Source organism: Pararhizobium sp. DWP3-4 (assembly GCF_049898205.1).
GTDB lineage: Bacteria > Pseudomonadota > Alphaproteobacteria > Rhizobiales > Rhizobiaceae > Pararhizobium.
In genome coordinates this window covers 24,937-39,106 of record NZ_JAFCXF010000023.1, presented here as the reverse complement: position 1 = coordinate 39,106, position 14,170 = coordinate 24,937, and the positions used below count along the sequence as shown (strand labels likewise).

At 56.8% G+C, this 14,170-nt stretch carries 13 protein-coding genes and 2 pseudogenes; 6 read left to right on the top strand and 9 right to left on the bottom strand.

The window, feature by feature from the left end; all coding sequences use genetic code 11:
• Nucleotides 1-702 (top strand): sensor histidine kinase (locus ACP7E6_RS28190; protein WP_426233307.1); only part of this gene is annotated, 702 nt, incomplete at its 5' end.
• 864 nt (nt 703-1,566) lie between these two features.
• On the opposite strand, the gene ACP7E6_RS28185 is transcribed toward ACP7E6_RS28190, so the two are convergent.
• Complete coding sequence (locus ACP7E6_RS28185) at nt 1,567-2,034, bottom strand: FAD/NAD(P)-binding protein (RefSeq protein ID WP_426233305.1); 468 nt, start codon at nt 2,032-2,034, stop codon at nt 1,567-1,569.
• Between the two features lie 183 nt (nt 2,035-2,217).
• Here ACP7E6_RS28185 and ACP7E6_RS28180 point away from each other — a divergent pair, with 183 nt between their 5' ends.
• Together ACP7E6_RS28180 and ACP7E6_RS28175 are read left to right on the top strand one after the other, a co-directional pair.
• A complete protein-coding gene (locus tag ACP7E6_RS28180; RefSeq protein ID WP_113317474.1) occupies nt 2,218-2,475 on the top strand; it encodes a hypothetical protein in 258 nt (85 codons plus the stop codon).
• A 466-nt stretch (nt 2,476-2,941) separates the two neighbouring features.
• Nucleotides 2,942-3,409 (top strand): hypothetical protein, encoded by a 468-nt coding sequence (locus ACP7E6_RS28175; RefSeq protein WP_426233303.1) that lies wholly within the window; start codon nt 2,942-2,944, stop codon nt 3,407-3,409.
• 174 nt (nt 3,410-3,583) lie between these two features.
• On the opposite strand, the gene ACP7E6_RS28170 is transcribed toward ACP7E6_RS28175, so the two are convergent.
• Nucleotides 3,584-3,946, bottom strand: coding sequence for a hypothetical protein (locus ACP7E6_RS28170; protein ID WP_426233302.1), 363 nt, complete (start codon nt 3,944-3,946; stop codon nt 3,584-3,586).
• A gap of 367 nt (nt 3,947-4,313) precedes the next feature.
• Between ACP7E6_RS28170 and ACP7E6_RS28165 the strand changes: the two genes are divergently transcribed.
• The 3 genes from ACP7E6_RS28165 to ACP7E6_RS28155 are packed head-to-tail and all read left to right on the top strand — an operon-like array spanning nt 4,314 to nt 6,350.
• A complete protein-coding gene (locus tag ACP7E6_RS28165; RefSeq protein ID WP_426233300.1) occupies nt 4,314-5,225 on the top strand; it encodes a PhnA-like protein in 912 nt (303 codons plus the stop codon).
• 53 nt (nt 5,226-5,278) lie between these two features.
• Nucleotides 5,279-5,773, top strand: coding sequence for a ferritin-like domain-containing protein (locus ACP7E6_RS28160; protein ID WP_426233298.1), 495 nt, complete (start codon nt 5,279-5,281; stop codon nt 5,771-5,773).
• Between the two features lie 28 nt (nt 5,774-5,801).
• Nucleotides 5,802-6,350 carry a YidB family protein gene (locus ACP7E6_RS28155; protein WP_426233296.1) on the top strand — a complete coding sequence of 183 codons (549 nt, stop codon included), beginning with the start codon at nt 5,802-5,804 and terminating at the stop codon, nt 6,348-6,350.
• Nucleotides 6,351-6,972: 622 nt separating this feature from the next.
• Here ACP7E6_RS28155 and ACP7E6_RS28150 read toward each other — a convergent pair.
• The 7 genes and pseudogenes from ACP7E6_RS28150 to ACP7E6_RS28120 form a co-directional block, all read right to left on the bottom strand.
• Complete coding sequence (locus ACP7E6_RS28150; RefSeq protein ID WP_426233294.1) at nt 6,973-7,773, bottom strand: SDR family NAD(P)-dependent oxidoreductase; 801 nt, start codon at nt 7,771-7,773, stop codon at nt 6,973-6,975.
• 11 nt (nt 7,774-7,784) lie between these two features.
• A pseudogene (locus ACP7E6_RS28145) lies at nt 7,785-8,953 on the bottom strand (zinc-dependent alcohol dehydrogenase).
• A 12-nt stretch (nt 8,954-8,965) separates the two neighbouring features.
• A complete protein-coding gene (locus ACP7E6_RS28140; RefSeq protein WP_426233292.1) occupies nt 8,966-10,774 on the bottom strand; it encodes a YbhB/YbcL family Raf kinase inhibitor-like protein in 1,809 nt (602 codons plus the stop codon).
• A gap of 73 nt (nt 10,775-10,847) precedes the next feature.
• Nucleotides 10,848-11,372: a DUF4142 domain-containing protein gene (locus tag ACP7E6_RS28135; RefSeq protein WP_426233290.1), complete on the bottom strand. Its 525-nt coding sequence runs from the start codon at nt 11,370-11,372 to the stop codon at nt 10,848-10,850.
• Nucleotides 11,373-11,382: 10 nt separating this feature from the next.
• Nucleotides 11,383-12,330 (bottom strand): annotated as a pseudogene (locus ACP7E6_RS28130) (alpha/beta hydrolase).
• A gap of 390 nt (nt 12,331-12,720) precedes the next feature.
• Nucleotides 12,721-13,179, bottom strand: a complete 459-nt coding sequence (locus ACP7E6_RS28125; RefSeq protein ID WP_426233288.1) for a GNAT family N-acetyltransferase — start codon at nt 13,177-13,179, stop codon at nt 12,721-12,723.
• Between the two features lie 30 nt (nt 13,180-13,209).
• Nucleotides 13,210-14,154, bottom strand: coding sequence for a DMT family transporter (locus ACP7E6_RS28120; RefSeq protein ID WP_426233286.1), 945 nt, complete (start codon nt 14,152-14,154; stop codon nt 13,210-13,212).
• Between the last annotated feature and the right edge of the window lie 16 nt (nt 14,155-14,170).

The window sequence follows — 14,170 nt, the reverse complement described above, 5'->3', positions numbered from 1 at the left end:
ATGGAGGGTATCGCCAATCTTCTTGGAATGGCGATCCAAAGAGGCGGGCGGGAAAGCGAGATGCGAGAGAGCGAGGCGCGGCTACGCATAGCGCTTGATCATCAGGCGGTCCTTACGCAGGAAATAAGCCACCGCGTAAAAAACTCCCTTGCAGCGGTTGGAGGGCTCTTGTCGATGCAGGCACGAACCACAACAAGCCAGGAAGTCAGACAGGCGCTTGCGGATGCTGGGCACCGGGTCGACACGATCGCTGCGATACATGACCAGCTTTGGCGTCAGAGCGACGTACGAACGATAAATCTCAAGGAGTTTGTTGCTGATTTATGCGATCAATTCGCGACCGCCGTTGCCTGTCCCGAAATATCAGGTGAAGCGCCGAGCATCTTAGTCGCCACCGATCAGGCTATTACGTTGGGATTGCTCGTAAACGAGGTCATGACTAATGCCTTCAAATACGCGTATGATGGCGCAGCCGGCCCAATTGTTCTCAGCATTTCTGAGCAAGAGAATGGCGCTTTACGGCTCACTATCGCCGACCGAGGTCGCGGGATGCCTGCGGATTTCGATGCTGGTTCACATAAAAGCCTAGGCATTAAGCTGATCCGATCTCTTAGTCAGCAATTGGGAGCGTCGCCAGAATGGCATCCGACGTATCCTGGAACAAGCTTTCAGTTGGTTTTTCCTGTAAGCATCCGCGCTTGACTTATCCTTGCGCTGATAACCGGCGCGCCATGCCGTCACGATGCACCAACTGACGCCTTAAAGGAAGCGGACCTCCCACCCAGTTGTAGTGCCACTACTGCGCCGACTGTAACTCGCAACCGATCTAGCCGTAGCTTCGACGGCCATCGGCAGGGACTTCATCGCGCTGCTCTATGGTGTCGACAATGGTTGTCTGCGACCCGCACGAATTCGCCAACCTTCTTAGGCACTGAGAAATCCGATTTCTCCTCGACTCGTCGCTTGCGACGATCATGGACACCCAAGTGCAGAGGTGTCGGGAAAGGCAAGGACGGAGGGTGTCGAAATGGAAAGGCAACGAAATTTTCTACTTGCAGCGGCTGATAGCTATTTTTAGGGCTTCCTGTTTTTCGTTGCCATTGGCAGCCCTCAGGCCTCAATGTTTCCTCCCGACCTTACACCTCGAGACCGGTCCCTTGGCCATCATTCGGTTGAAACTAACAAGCACCGAGTCCCACATAACCTAACGACGGGACAGACCATTACGCTCAAGTCGTCTCTGGCCGGCAAGTTCTTCAAGTTCCGTTCGAATAAATGGCCAATGGCTCGTAAGGGATTGGACAATAGAAGTCAGCCTCTGGGAGCAGGCCTTTTCGAGACATCATTGTGATATGAAAATCGGCGTCCGACGCCGTGTGATATTGCATGGCTCCTGTCTCATCCAACAGAAACGAACCATGTGACGTTGCGACGGAGACAACTGCGTCGATCCCGCTAAGCGATGTCCCAAGAACACCAACTGAAACGTCCTCTATCGTCTCCAGATTTACTGCTGGCCACGGCGAGATGAAGAAACCGGGTTTCGTCTCCGTCTTTTTTGGCCAATCATGACCAGTCGCCATGACCACGTGATCGAACACCTTGGCTTGCTGTTGACCCGTCCGAGCTGATCACCTCGACGCTTATATCCCGCTCACGCAGTTTGACATCGGAAACCCGATGGTTGCCTTTTACATCGACGACATGACCTCGCGCGACCGCCTTGGCAAGAAGTGCCGTCAGCTCTGCCTGAAAATATTGACCGAGGACGACGCGGGGATAGAATTCGCGTTCCCCAATTGTCTCTGGTTGAACTCCAATTATGGCGAGTTCAGCCGGCGTCTTGTGTGGAAGCCATACCGTCAGGCTTTCGCACACGGGCGGCAATTCGATGCTGGCAATATTGGCCAGCGCCGGGCAGGCCAAGCGCTGATCGTCTACAGGGGGGTGAATATTGGACGCCGATAAGGGGTCAACATTCCGCGCCGATTGACGTTGCGGCTCTTCTCGCTCTTGATGCTGTCCATGATGCACGCCCTCCTGAGGCCATCTGATCTGGATCGCAGTAGGTATCGAGAAGAACTCTTATCGCTACCGATGATACCGTTTCCAAGCTTAGCGCAAGCTTTAAACGATATTGGATCAATCATGCGCTGCCGGACCCTGCATCGCAGTCGATCAAAAATGATTTCCTGTGTAAGACGGAAAGGGTTCACCATGCACTCCACTGTGACGTCCAGCCAGTTCCTTGCGCCTGAAGACCTAGCTCTCTTGCAGACCTTTCTGGAGGCGTGGTGCGTGGAAAATTCGGTAGACATCAATGACAAGGCGGCTCAGGACGTGGCAGTCGGATTGATCCACTGGTATCAAGACGGCCATTCTGACAAAAGCGGGCTTAAGGCGCACATTACCGACGCCGGTTCACTACCGCCGGCATTGCAGCGGCTCGTAGAAACGCTTTCCTACTCGGAATGAGAGCCGGCCCGTGCCGCATTGAAGGTCCTCGGCTCAAGGACGTCGACGATTGGCTCGGCCAATACCGTCAGCTCTGGGATGAGCGCCTCGATCGCATTGAGGATTATTTGAGAGACCTTCAGAAGGGAGGAACCAATGACCGCGGTAACTGATCCGAAGGACGCATCTGACCGTGAACTCGTGATCAGCCGCGTTTTCGAGGCTCCGCCGGCGCTCATTTTTAAGATATGGACCCAGCCACGAGCTTTAGACTGCCGCATAGGATGCATTAAATGGAAAATCTGAAATGGGGCTGCCCAAGTATTCGATCATTTGTCGCGGGCATTCATGTGCGCTTCGACATTCTCCGCCTCCGCGCTCTACATTAGGCGTTGCAGTTATTCCGAGCCACCTCTGCATTCACCGCCAGTTGCCAAACCCTGCTTCATGAGTAAACAGGCATCATCGGAACAATGGAGACTGACATATGTTTGAACGCGTGGTGGAGTGGACGAAAGTTGTCACCATGATCGGCGATATTGCCAAGGGCACATCAACGGTATCTCTTCGCCAGTACACCAAATCCACCGATGCCAATTCCCCGCCTCCGGCGTTTGGCTGGGATTATCATCGCGTTCAGGCATATGGAGGAGACACCCGGACGCTACCAGCACTGGTGAGCGATGGACAATTGACAGAAGTTTTATCTAGCCTGACGGCAGGTGACGAAGAAACTTATGTCTACGAAGTCGATGGATCTGAAGTCCCCGATCACGAAGCCAGGTGTCTGCTCCAGCAATTCTCTGGTATAACCGTGACGACCATCAAGCTGTCGGTTGGCGCCGTCCATCTCGGTTGGTTTTTGGTCGCTTTGAACAACACCCGCGATGTCGTGCACTGGAAAATGCTCTACCACGAGCGCAATGTGAGACCGGGAGTTTTACCTTCGATATGATTTAAAAATTGGCGTCCTAAAGGACGGGCGAGCTCGAAGACCGAAAGCCCAGGTTCGTCATCAGGCGCTGCAGGACGCCGCACCGGGTGGGATTGGCCAGCGCCCAAAAGGTGCGGTCCATGTCAGATGTGTGATGCTTCGCCGTTGAGCGAATGCAATCTCTCTTCGGCGAAGTCAACTAGCGAGTGCCGTCGCGACGCGAGTCATATGGCATGCTGATGTTTTCATTGGCGCGCGTACAACAAGGACGTCGCAGCGGTTCCGGAGCGCCGCCGGCGTGGTCATCCCACGAAAAATATCATGATTGACGTAACTTCTGCGATGACGGCAGCGGCGTCTTTTAAACCCGGCGTCCTCTGGTCTTCCCCAGGTGTTCTGAACGTCTTTATACTTCGTCGCGATTTCAAACTGCACCACCTCCTCGGTTCTGAGACGCCGGACAGTCGCGCCCGCTTTCTCGAAATCCTCCAGTTGCTCCTCGAAACTTTTGTCCATAACTGCGCCCAGGGTTCCATAGGACTTTTCGGCGGCGCCCAATTGCGTCCCTTCTCCTGCGCAGGGCTATTCCAGACATCCTTACTCGTCGCCAGGATATAGACGTGGTCGAGCCACAAATCCTAGGAACCAGCATGTTTAGGGCCGTTTCATGAACCCCCAGCATGTAGCCGCTGTCGACGTTCACCATAAGGTCGTCCAGGGGCCTGGCCTTCAATGCCTTGGGGATTTCCAAGTTCCATCGCTGAGAAGCTCACATAAAGCAAGGTGCTTCCGCTGAGCTAATCCGAGCGGTAAATACGCTTTCGTTCACGTCACAAAAACCTCGCGTCGGCGAGAGGAACTTGTGCGGCTCCGGTGAGTTTCACCACCACTCACGAAAGCGTGACCAACAAGCAGGAACCACACAATGACCATACCCACTTCCACCAGCCTCAATCATGACACTGCCTATGGAAGCCCAACCGCAACCGCGGCTCTCAACAAAATCTCTTGGGGCTCGATCTTTGCGGGTGTTGCCGTCGCGCTTGCGGTGCAGTTCCTGTTGAACCTCCTCGGGGTCGGGATCGGAGCGGCAGTCCTTGATCCAGCAACCTCGGACAATCCCGATGCAAGCACATTTTCCATCGCCGGCGGCGTCTGGTTTGTCGTCGCTGGCCTCGTGTCGGCTTATATCGGCGGCTACATCGCAAGTCGGCTTTCCGGCCGGCCAAGCAACTCGACCGGAGGTTACCATGGCCTCACCTCATGGGCTGTTACGACGCTTGTCGTTCTCTACCTGCTGACCACCTCGGTCGGCGCTCTGATCGGCGGAGCCTTCAGTGGACTGTCAAGCGTCGTCGGTGGCGTGGGTCAGACAGCGGCAACGGCTGTCACGGCCGCCGCTCCTTCGGTAGCCAACTCGGCGAATCCCATGGCTGGCATTGAACAGCAGATCCGCAACTCGACTGGCAACGATCCACAGGCACTCCAGAATGCTGCGATCACCGCTGTTCAAGCTGTCGTAACAGGTGACGAGGCAACCGCCGAAGATGCCCGCGTCCGCGCCGCTGACGCCGTTGCGAAGGCGAAAAACATTCCTGTCGCTCAGGCGCGCGCCGAGGTCGACGGCTACGAAAAGACTTATCGCGAGAACATTGCCGCCGCCAAGCAGCAGGCCGTTGACGCCGCCCAGGCGGCGACCGCTGCGGTCTCTGCAGGAGCAATCCTCGGCTTCATTGCCCTGGTCCTCGGTGCGATTGCATCGTGGTTCGGCGGCGTGACCGGGACGAAACGTAGCGGTGTCATCGTCGCTGAAACGGCGACCCGCCGTACTGTCTGACACTTCAGGCCACCGGAATCGTCCGGTGGCCATTTTTTGGATTGGAAACTCCCATGGCCGAAGTCAAAACACTCGACGAGCTTTTCCTCGACACGCTCAAGGATGTGTATTTCGCCGAAAACAAGATCGTCGAAACGCTCCCTAAGATGCACGAAGCGGCAAAGAGCCTTCAGCTCAAGGATGCCTTCATGAAACACCTGGCCGAAACCAAACTTCACGTCGAACGACTTGAACAGGTATTCGAAATCATCGGCGAAGAACCTGAAGAGAAGACCTGCGACGCCATTCTTGGCATCACCAACGAAGGTGCCGAAATCATGGGAGAGTATGAAGGCTCGCCTGCGCTTGACGCTGGGCTTCTCGCCGCCGCCCAGGCAGTCGAACACTACGAAATGTCGCGCTACGGGACTTTGCGGACCTGGGCACTTGAGCTTGGCTTAAACGACGCAGCCGGTCTTCTTCAAACGACGCTTGATGAGGAACAGGCCACCGACCTGGCTCTCACCGCCATCGCCACGTCAGTGGTCAACCAGAAGGCAGAGGGTTAATCCCCTTGACGCAATAGGAGGACTTGAAATGGCCAGCAGCGCATTAAAGGCACTACTTGCAGTCCTGGCGGTAGCAGGGTTCCAGAACAGGGACAAGATTGGCGAACTACTGCGGGGTCTTCAACAGCCCCAAGGCGACGGTACTCCTGGCGAGCAATCGGGCGGGCTTGGCGGCCTGCTCGGTGGCCTGACAGGCGGCGGCGCGGGCGGGCTTGGAGGTCTTAGCGGCCTCCTTGGCGGCGCTTCCACCGGAAGCGTGCTGGGAGGTGGCCTCGGCGACCTCCTGAAACAGTTCCAGCAGAACGGCCACGGCGAGACGGCCAAGTCTTGGGTCGAAACCGGACCGAACGCCGAGATCGACGATACCCAGCTATCGGAGGCATTGGGACCGGAAGTCCTTGACGATCTATCCGCAAGAACGGGTTTGTCGCGGGAGGAAATTCTCAGCCGGCTGCGCCGCGATCTGCCCAAGGCAGTCGATGAACTCACACCGAATGGCAACATTCCTCCGGATGACTATGAATACCATGACGGGGGTCGGCAATCGGTGCCATCTATAAAGCCTCAAGGCGTTTGAGGAGTTCGATCATTGCTCGAAAAGGCCCCTCAGATGCGGCCTTTTTTTGTCAGGACATCTCCGAGATCATCGCGAACTCACTCCATGAGTGGAAGTAGCGGTGGGGCGAAAACTGGTTCGTTCTCACGAGGTCAAGGTATAAGCGGTGCGAACTATCGGCGTGCCGCATCCATTATCGCGCAATCCGGGCGGGTTGGTTGGGAGCCCGTCACGATAATCGCAGAGCTTTGAGGACTTCGGATTTCTTTTGCCGCTTTTCGTCGCTGTCAGCGGCCGCGAACATCTTGGACTCCTCGAAATCACCACGTGGTGACAGACCTCGCCTGCGCCTTGTTCCTGCGATCTTGTTCATAGTCCCTCCTACTCTGCCGACGTTTCAACACGGCGCCGCCACTATTGGGCGTGACGTAATATAGGGCAGATGAAAATCCAGACACCAGATAGATGCGCTAAGTGTTGGTCTGCCCCGCCGCCGCAGGCCATGGAGCTGTGCGCTGCGCCTTGCACTGCGGAAGCGCTAGTGCTGACGTCTGCCGTCCTTAGCGATTGGCAACTGGTCAGCAAATTTCGATGAAGACCGTACCAACAAAAATTTTCATTGTCGTGTTTCGTGTTTAAGATGTCAGGTCTTAGCGGTTCCCGGCGCCGCCATCTTGGCGTGCTGTTCGGCCAGGATTCCAGCCGGTGTCACGTCAGCCATGACTGTCTGGAGCTTGTTCTTCCAGCCAGCGACGATATCGCCCTCGTTCTTCATCAAGGCGTCGAACCCGACCTTGGCGACATCGGCCGGATCGTCTTTTTCCCACTGACCCACTTCGGTGTCGAGCATGTGGGCCCGTTCAAAGAACTTGGTTTCTGTTGGCCCCGGCATCAGGCAGGTCACGGTGACACCGGAGTCTTTCAGCTCATGCCGCAAGGCAAACGAGAAGGAGTTCAGGAATGCCTTCGTCCCGTTGTAAATCGCCTGATAGGTGCCAGGAACGAACCCTGCGATCGATCCCGTGATGAGGATTTTGCCTGAGCCACGCGCGCGCATATCGTTGCCGACCGCATGGATGAGCGCGACAGTTCCCGTTACGTTGGTATTGACAACATGCAGTGCTTCGTCGAGATCCTGGTCGAGAAAGCCCTTGCCAAGCCCTCTGCCGGCGTTGGCCAACAGGATATCGACCGGCTGTCCCTTGTCGGCGACGAAACGCGCGAAGTTGGCAGCGCCCTCCTTGGTGGCAAGATCAACCTCCATTGCGTCGACGGAGACGCCGATTGAACGCAAAATGTCTGCGGCAACGTCAATGTCGTCTTCATCGGCGGCGATAACGAGGTCAAAGCCCTGTTCAGCCGCGATCTTTGCAAGTTCCAGACCGATGTCCGAAGACGCCCCCGTAACGACGGCGAGCTGGTTTTGTGCGCTTCCCATGATCATTTCCAAATTTCTTATGGTTTGAGAACGACCTTGATGCAGCCGTCCCTTTTGTCGAGGAACGTCTTGTAGAGGTCCGGCCCGTCTTCAAGACTGCCGGTATGGGTAATAATGAAGGACGGATCGATCTGGCCGTTCTGGATGCGCTCCATCAGGATTGGCAGATAGTGTTGGACGGGGGTTTGGGCCATCCTGAATGTCAGGCCCCGGTTGATCGCCGACCCCATCGGAATCTTGTCGAGGAACCCGCCGTAAACCCCGACGATCGAGACTGTCCCGAAGTTGCGGCAGCAGTGGATCGCCTGGCGCAGCACATGCGGCCGGTCAGTGCCCATGAAGGTCGCGACCTTGATGCGATCAAGACGGGCGTCCCAACTCGCGGCGGGATCGGATTCGGTACCGACCGCGTCGATGCAGGCATCCGCCCCGCGTCCGTTGGTTAGTTCCATGATCCGGTCGTAGATGTCCTTGTCCATATAGTCGAGGACGAGGGCTCCCGACGTCTCGGCAAGCGCAAGCCGCTCGGGGACTGTGTCGATCGCGATCACTCGTTCGGCTCCGAGAATGAACGCGGACTTGATCGCCATCTGCCCCACAGGCCCGCAGCCCCAGATGGCGATCGTATCGCCCGGCTGGATGTTACAGAAGTCGGCCGCCATATAGCCCGTCGGAAAAATGTCGGACAGGAAAAGCACCTGCTCGTCGCTCAGCCCGTCGGGAACCTTGATCGGTCCGACATCGGCATAGGGCACGCGCAGATATTCGGCCTGACCGCCGCTGAATCCGCCCAACAGATGGGTGTATCCAAACAGGCCAGCCGGCGAGTTCCCCCACATCTTCTTGACTTTTTCGGGCTTCGGATTGGACCGTTCGCAGCCTGAGAAAAAGCCCCGTTTGCAGAAGAAGCAGTCGCCGCAGGCGATCGTGAAGGGCACGACGACCCTGTCGCCAACCTTGAGCTTCTTGTTGTCCTTGCCGACTTCCACAACTTCGCCCATGGTTTCGTGGCCCATGATGTCACCGCTGTGCATGTCGGGCATGATGCCGTTGTAGAGATGGAGATCGGAACCGCAGATCGCGCATGCCGTCACCTGATAATAGCATCGCGTCCTTCCTCGATTTGTGGATCGGGAACGCTTTCGCAGCGGATGTCGTGCTTGCCGTGCCAGGTGAGTGCTTTCATATCGACGTTCTCCTATTTCGAAGCCATCTTGCGTTCGAAAATGCCGACGATCTGGCCCTCGGCAAGCACATGGCCATCCATGGCCTTGAGAACGGCATCACGCTTGGCACCCGGCTCCAAGCCAAGCGTTTTGACATCGAGCGCGAACACCTGGAAATGATAATGATGAGCGGGATCGCCGACCGGTGGCTTAGGACCGGTGTATCCAAGCGAGCCCATGCTGTTGGCGCCTTGCTTCATGTCCTTAGGCTCCTGCAGGACCGGTCCGCCGGGAATGCCTTCACGTAGCCTTGTGGTTGCCGCGGGGACGTCATAGGCTACCCAGTGCGTAAATGGTTTCGGCTTCGCGGCGTCGGGATCGTCAGAAATGATAACGAACGACTTTGTGCCGTCCGGCGCACCACTCAATTGGAGCGGCGGCGACGCGTTGTCGCCGTCTGCCGCATATTGCAGGGGGATCGGGCCGTCCTTTTCGAAAGCAGATGTCACGGCGATGGCATCGCTTCCTTTGGGTTCGACCAGATCGATCGCAATCTTGGATGCCGGCATCTCGTTTACGACATTGGGAATCGTGCCAGCCTCCGCGGTTTGTGTCGTTGCGCTGGCACCGTAGGAGACTTTGTAGATCGTACCGTTGCTGTCATCCGCGACGAATAGTGACCCGTCCTTGCCGACGGCCACACCAGTCAGGCGTCCGAGATAACCGTATTTGCCGTTTTCCTGCTGAAGCAAAAAGCCTTCGAGAAACTTTTCGAATGCAACAGGTTTGCCGTTTTCAAAGTTGACCCGGACGATCTCGTAGCCGCTTGGCGGACGGCGGTTCCAGGATCCACGCATGGCGATGAAGGCATCGCCCTGATAATCCGCCGGAAAGGCCTTGCCATCATAGAAAGCCATCTGCATCGGCGCGCTGTGGGCAGTGTATCCGAGGACCGGTTCAGTCGATTGCTTGGCCCAGTCTTCCAACGTAATCCCCTCGGGCGGATCCATGCGTGGATTGAGTCCGCGCATGCCATAGACATAGGGCCAGCCATATTTCTTGCCCTGCTCGATCCTGTTCAATTCTTCGACCTGCACTTTGTCGCCGAGCCAGTCGATGCCATGGTCCATTCCGTAGAGAGCGCCGGTGGTAGGTTCCCAGTCGAAACCGATGGTGTTGCGCAGGCCGCTGGCGAAGATTGATCGCGATGCCCCGTCCTTGCTTGCCCGCAGGACCGTAGCGTTTTCCGGATTGTCGTCCTGGCATTCGTTGCAGGTGCTGCCCGAGCCGATGTAGAGCATGCCGTCGGGGCCAATGCCAAGCGTCCGGTTGGCATGCTGTCCGGCATCGGGCAGGTCGTTAATGATACGCTTGAGCGGACCGAACGTACCGTCTTCCTTGACATCGGCGGTGTAGACATCGTGGATCGTCACCAGGAAGACCGTATTCCCGTCGAATACAATGCCATGCATACCGGAGCGGCTTGCAACCGTAACAGTGCCATCCGCCTTGCCGTCGCCGTCGTCATCCTTGAGCATGATTACATCACCGACAGACCGGCGGGTAGCGTAGACAATGCCCTTGTCAGAGACCGCCAGCATGCGCGGATTGATGAGGTCGCGAGCGAAAACCTCGACCTTGAAGCCTTCAGGCGCTTTGATCAGCGCCGTGAGCTTGGCGTCGTCCTTCATCTGACGTTTTTCCGGCTCCAGGATCGATCCCTGGATGACGACATCGGAGGCGCGGCCAACCTCTCCTTTGACCTGTGCAGAAGACATCGAAGGCAGCGACAAGGCGAAGGCGGAGACAGACACTAGAAGCGCGGACAAACGGATGTTCATGGGACCTCCCGGACCATTGGAATAAAAGGAAAAGTTCGGTCTCATCGACCGGGCTTCGTTGCGGGTTGTCGTATCAGTGAGCAGCAACCAGGTGCATCACATGCATCTTGTGAGTTTCCAACTTTGGCAGTGTTTCTGCGGCAAACGCTTTCACGGCCTCGTCGTCACCGCCCTTGGCATAGATGGCAAAAAGCGTGACCGCCTCCATATGCGCTGTCGTCTGCATCTCGATATAGAGCGGCTGGAAATCCTGTTCGGACGCGCCCTTCAGAAGGTCCAGCATGGCGGCATGTTTGGGCGACAGCTTGGGCGGCGCATCGTCCAGCTTGGCGGCCTTTTTCAACTCTTCTGCCGCCATGGTGTGATCCTTAATCATCACGGCCGCGAATTCCTTGACATCGGCGTCTTTAGCCTTCTGCTCGGCCAGCTTGCTGGACTCGATTTCGAAAACGTTCGAGCTAGTGACGACCTTGACGAAGGAGGCCTTGTCGACATTCATCGGAGCGTCTGCCTTGTCGGCACTCGCCGGCATGGCGGCCAGGCTCGGCGTGGTCATGAGGAAGAGCGATAGGAGCGAGGCGGATATCATCTTGTTCATGGGGCTCTCCTTACTGGGTTTTGGCAAAGGCGGCGGTGAGGTCAGCGACGGCGAGATCAAGCGCCTGCTTGGCCTCCGGAACGACCTTTCCCATGCCGAAAAATTCGTGAGTGACGCCGTTGAACGTCTTCAGGTCCACCGCGACGCCGGCATCCTTCAGTTTGCCGGCATAGATTTCACCGTCGGAGCGCAACGGATCGATCTGTGCCAAGATGACGGTGGCGGGCGTGACACCGGCCAGATCAGATCGACCGTTGAGGTTGATTCGTGGATCCTTGGTCTCATCCATGGTTGAGACCGTATTCTTCACGAACCATTCCATGTCGGCCTTGCTGAGCGGCTTGGCGTCGGCGTTTTCCTTGTAGGACGGCGTGTTCATGTCATTGCCGGCAACGGGATAGACCAGAAGCTGGTGGACAGGCTGCTAGGTCTTCATGTCCTTGGCCATCAGCGCGACATTGGCGGCCAGATTGCCGCCAGCGCTTTCGCCGGCAACCGCAATCTTATTGGAATTGCCGTTCAATTCGTGAATGTTTTCTATTACGATTTTGTATGCGGCCCAGGCGTCGTCATGCGCTGCCGGAAACTTGTGTTCTGGTGCGTGCCTGTATTCAACCGAAACAACGATGGCATTGGTACCAAGCGACAGCGCGCGCGGTGCACCGTCATAGATGTTGATGTCGGCCACGACCCAGCCGCCGCCATGATAGTAAACCACAACCGGGAACGGTCCCGCGCCGCCAGGGATATAGACACGGGCCGCGAGCGTCCCGGCCTCGGTCGGAATGGCGATGTCCTTCGTCGTCACCTGTGCTTCCGGATTGGACGAAATCCGCTTGTCCCACTGGACGGCATGGGCGGCATCAGCCGGGCTGGCCTGGGTCCGTGCCTCGGGCACGGACAGCGTCGAAAACGGCTTTGCCTCCAGTGCGCCAAGCTTGTCGAGAACCGCCTGCATTTCCGTGGTTGGCTTGGCCATCTCTTGCGCCAAAGCCGAGGATGCTGATGCCAATGAGATGAGCAGAGCCATCGCCAAAGGCGCTGTGCGCGAGAAATTCTCGAAAAACATTATAAATCTCCGATTTGATTGCGTATCAAACCGGAGCTAAGAGGTAATGTTCCATATTATACGGGTTTGACGAAATATAACTTTGAGCTGAAACCGAGCGGCTCATCTGTCGTATTTCACATTCAGCCAATTCCGACCCGGAGTTAGGAGAGAAAGAGCGCTCTTTTGAGCGTCACTCATATCCGGTCATTTCCAGATAGCCTTGCCCTTTGACACTTCCCTCGGGCATGAGTTTAGCAGTCTCTCCCGAGTGCACACCACGGTAACGAGGAATAGCGGCTAGCTGAACGTAAGCCTCATTTCCTTGGCCGGCTTGAATCCGAGAGACGCATAAGCCGGCTCGCCGGCATTCGAGGCATGTAACACGACTGCCGTACAACCAATCAACCGAGGGTAATCGACGGCAAGCTGTGTCAATTGCCGCGATATCCCTTGGCGCCGGAGTTCGGCTCGACGAAGACGCTCCAGATGTAACCATGCTAGTGAACTGCCTGTTTGAGCACGTGGGATAAGGTAACATATGCACTTGGCGGGACACAAAGCCTGCCGCGGTGTTGCCGTCCATCGCAAGGAACGTCGCCAGCTCACGGTGATCTCGCCCTTCACTGACGAATTGGCGGACTTCCCCTTGGGATCGACATTGAAGTGAGCAGCAGGAGTGGCGTAGCTATCCCACACAGCCAGACAGTGCTCAATTAGGATGTCGTCGTGTTGCTGGGTCGCCTTGAGGAATTCCATGCTCTGGCCTTTCCTCATTTGCGTTTGAACTTACGTCTCGAGCGCCGCGTGTTCCGTCGCCGGTGGTTCCACCATGGCAAGATAGGCGCCGCTGAGCATGACGATGATGCCAATTATGTCGAACACAGTGACCTGTTCGGAAAACAAGAGTGCGCCGAGCGCGACGGCGATGACCGGCGATATGAAAGCATAACTGCCGGCACGCGACGCGCCGATATCCCTGAGCAGGCGCATATAGGTCGTGTAGCCGATCAGCGACCCGAAGACGACAAGGAAGAACCAGCCGCCCCAGGCGATCATGCCCCAGTTGCCCGACAGGGCGGAGAGGGCTCCTGGCTCAAATAGCAAAGCCGCGATGAGCAAGGCGATGCCTCCGACCAGAGTGGTGAAACCGGCGACTAATGACGCTGGATAGGTTCGCAACAGAGGTCTGGCCAGCACCGAGCCATATCCATAGGTGAATGCCGCTGATGCAACCGCGAGGCCGCCGTAAAGGCTCGCACCCACGAAGGCTTCCGGCTTCGAAACATTTCCGTCTGCGCCCGTTGGCCAGAATAGGACGAGCAGTCCGGAAACACCGAGCGTGATCGCCAAAACCCTCCTCGCGTCCAGTTTTTCTTCGCGCAGCAGGAGAGCGAAGCACAGTAGAGCGATCGGTGTCAGCGACATTTCCAGGACCGCAGCGGTCCCGGTGTCGATATACTGCATGCCCCAGAACAGGGGGCCGTAGCAAAGGGTGATCATCAAGATGCTGACCGCCATAAAACGACCGCCGTCCCGGACCTTGAAGCCGGCCGTCTCTCCTCTCGTCGCAGCATACAGAAGAAGCAACACTCCTGCCGCGGTAAAGCGTGTTCCGGCAAAGAGCAAAGGCGGTACGACCTCGATGCCGGCCTTGGTACCAATCCAGGTGCTTCCCCAAATTACGCACAGAATCAGAAAACGAAGCTGGTTTTTGTTCAAGCCGGCAGACATAGGATTTCCGATCGAT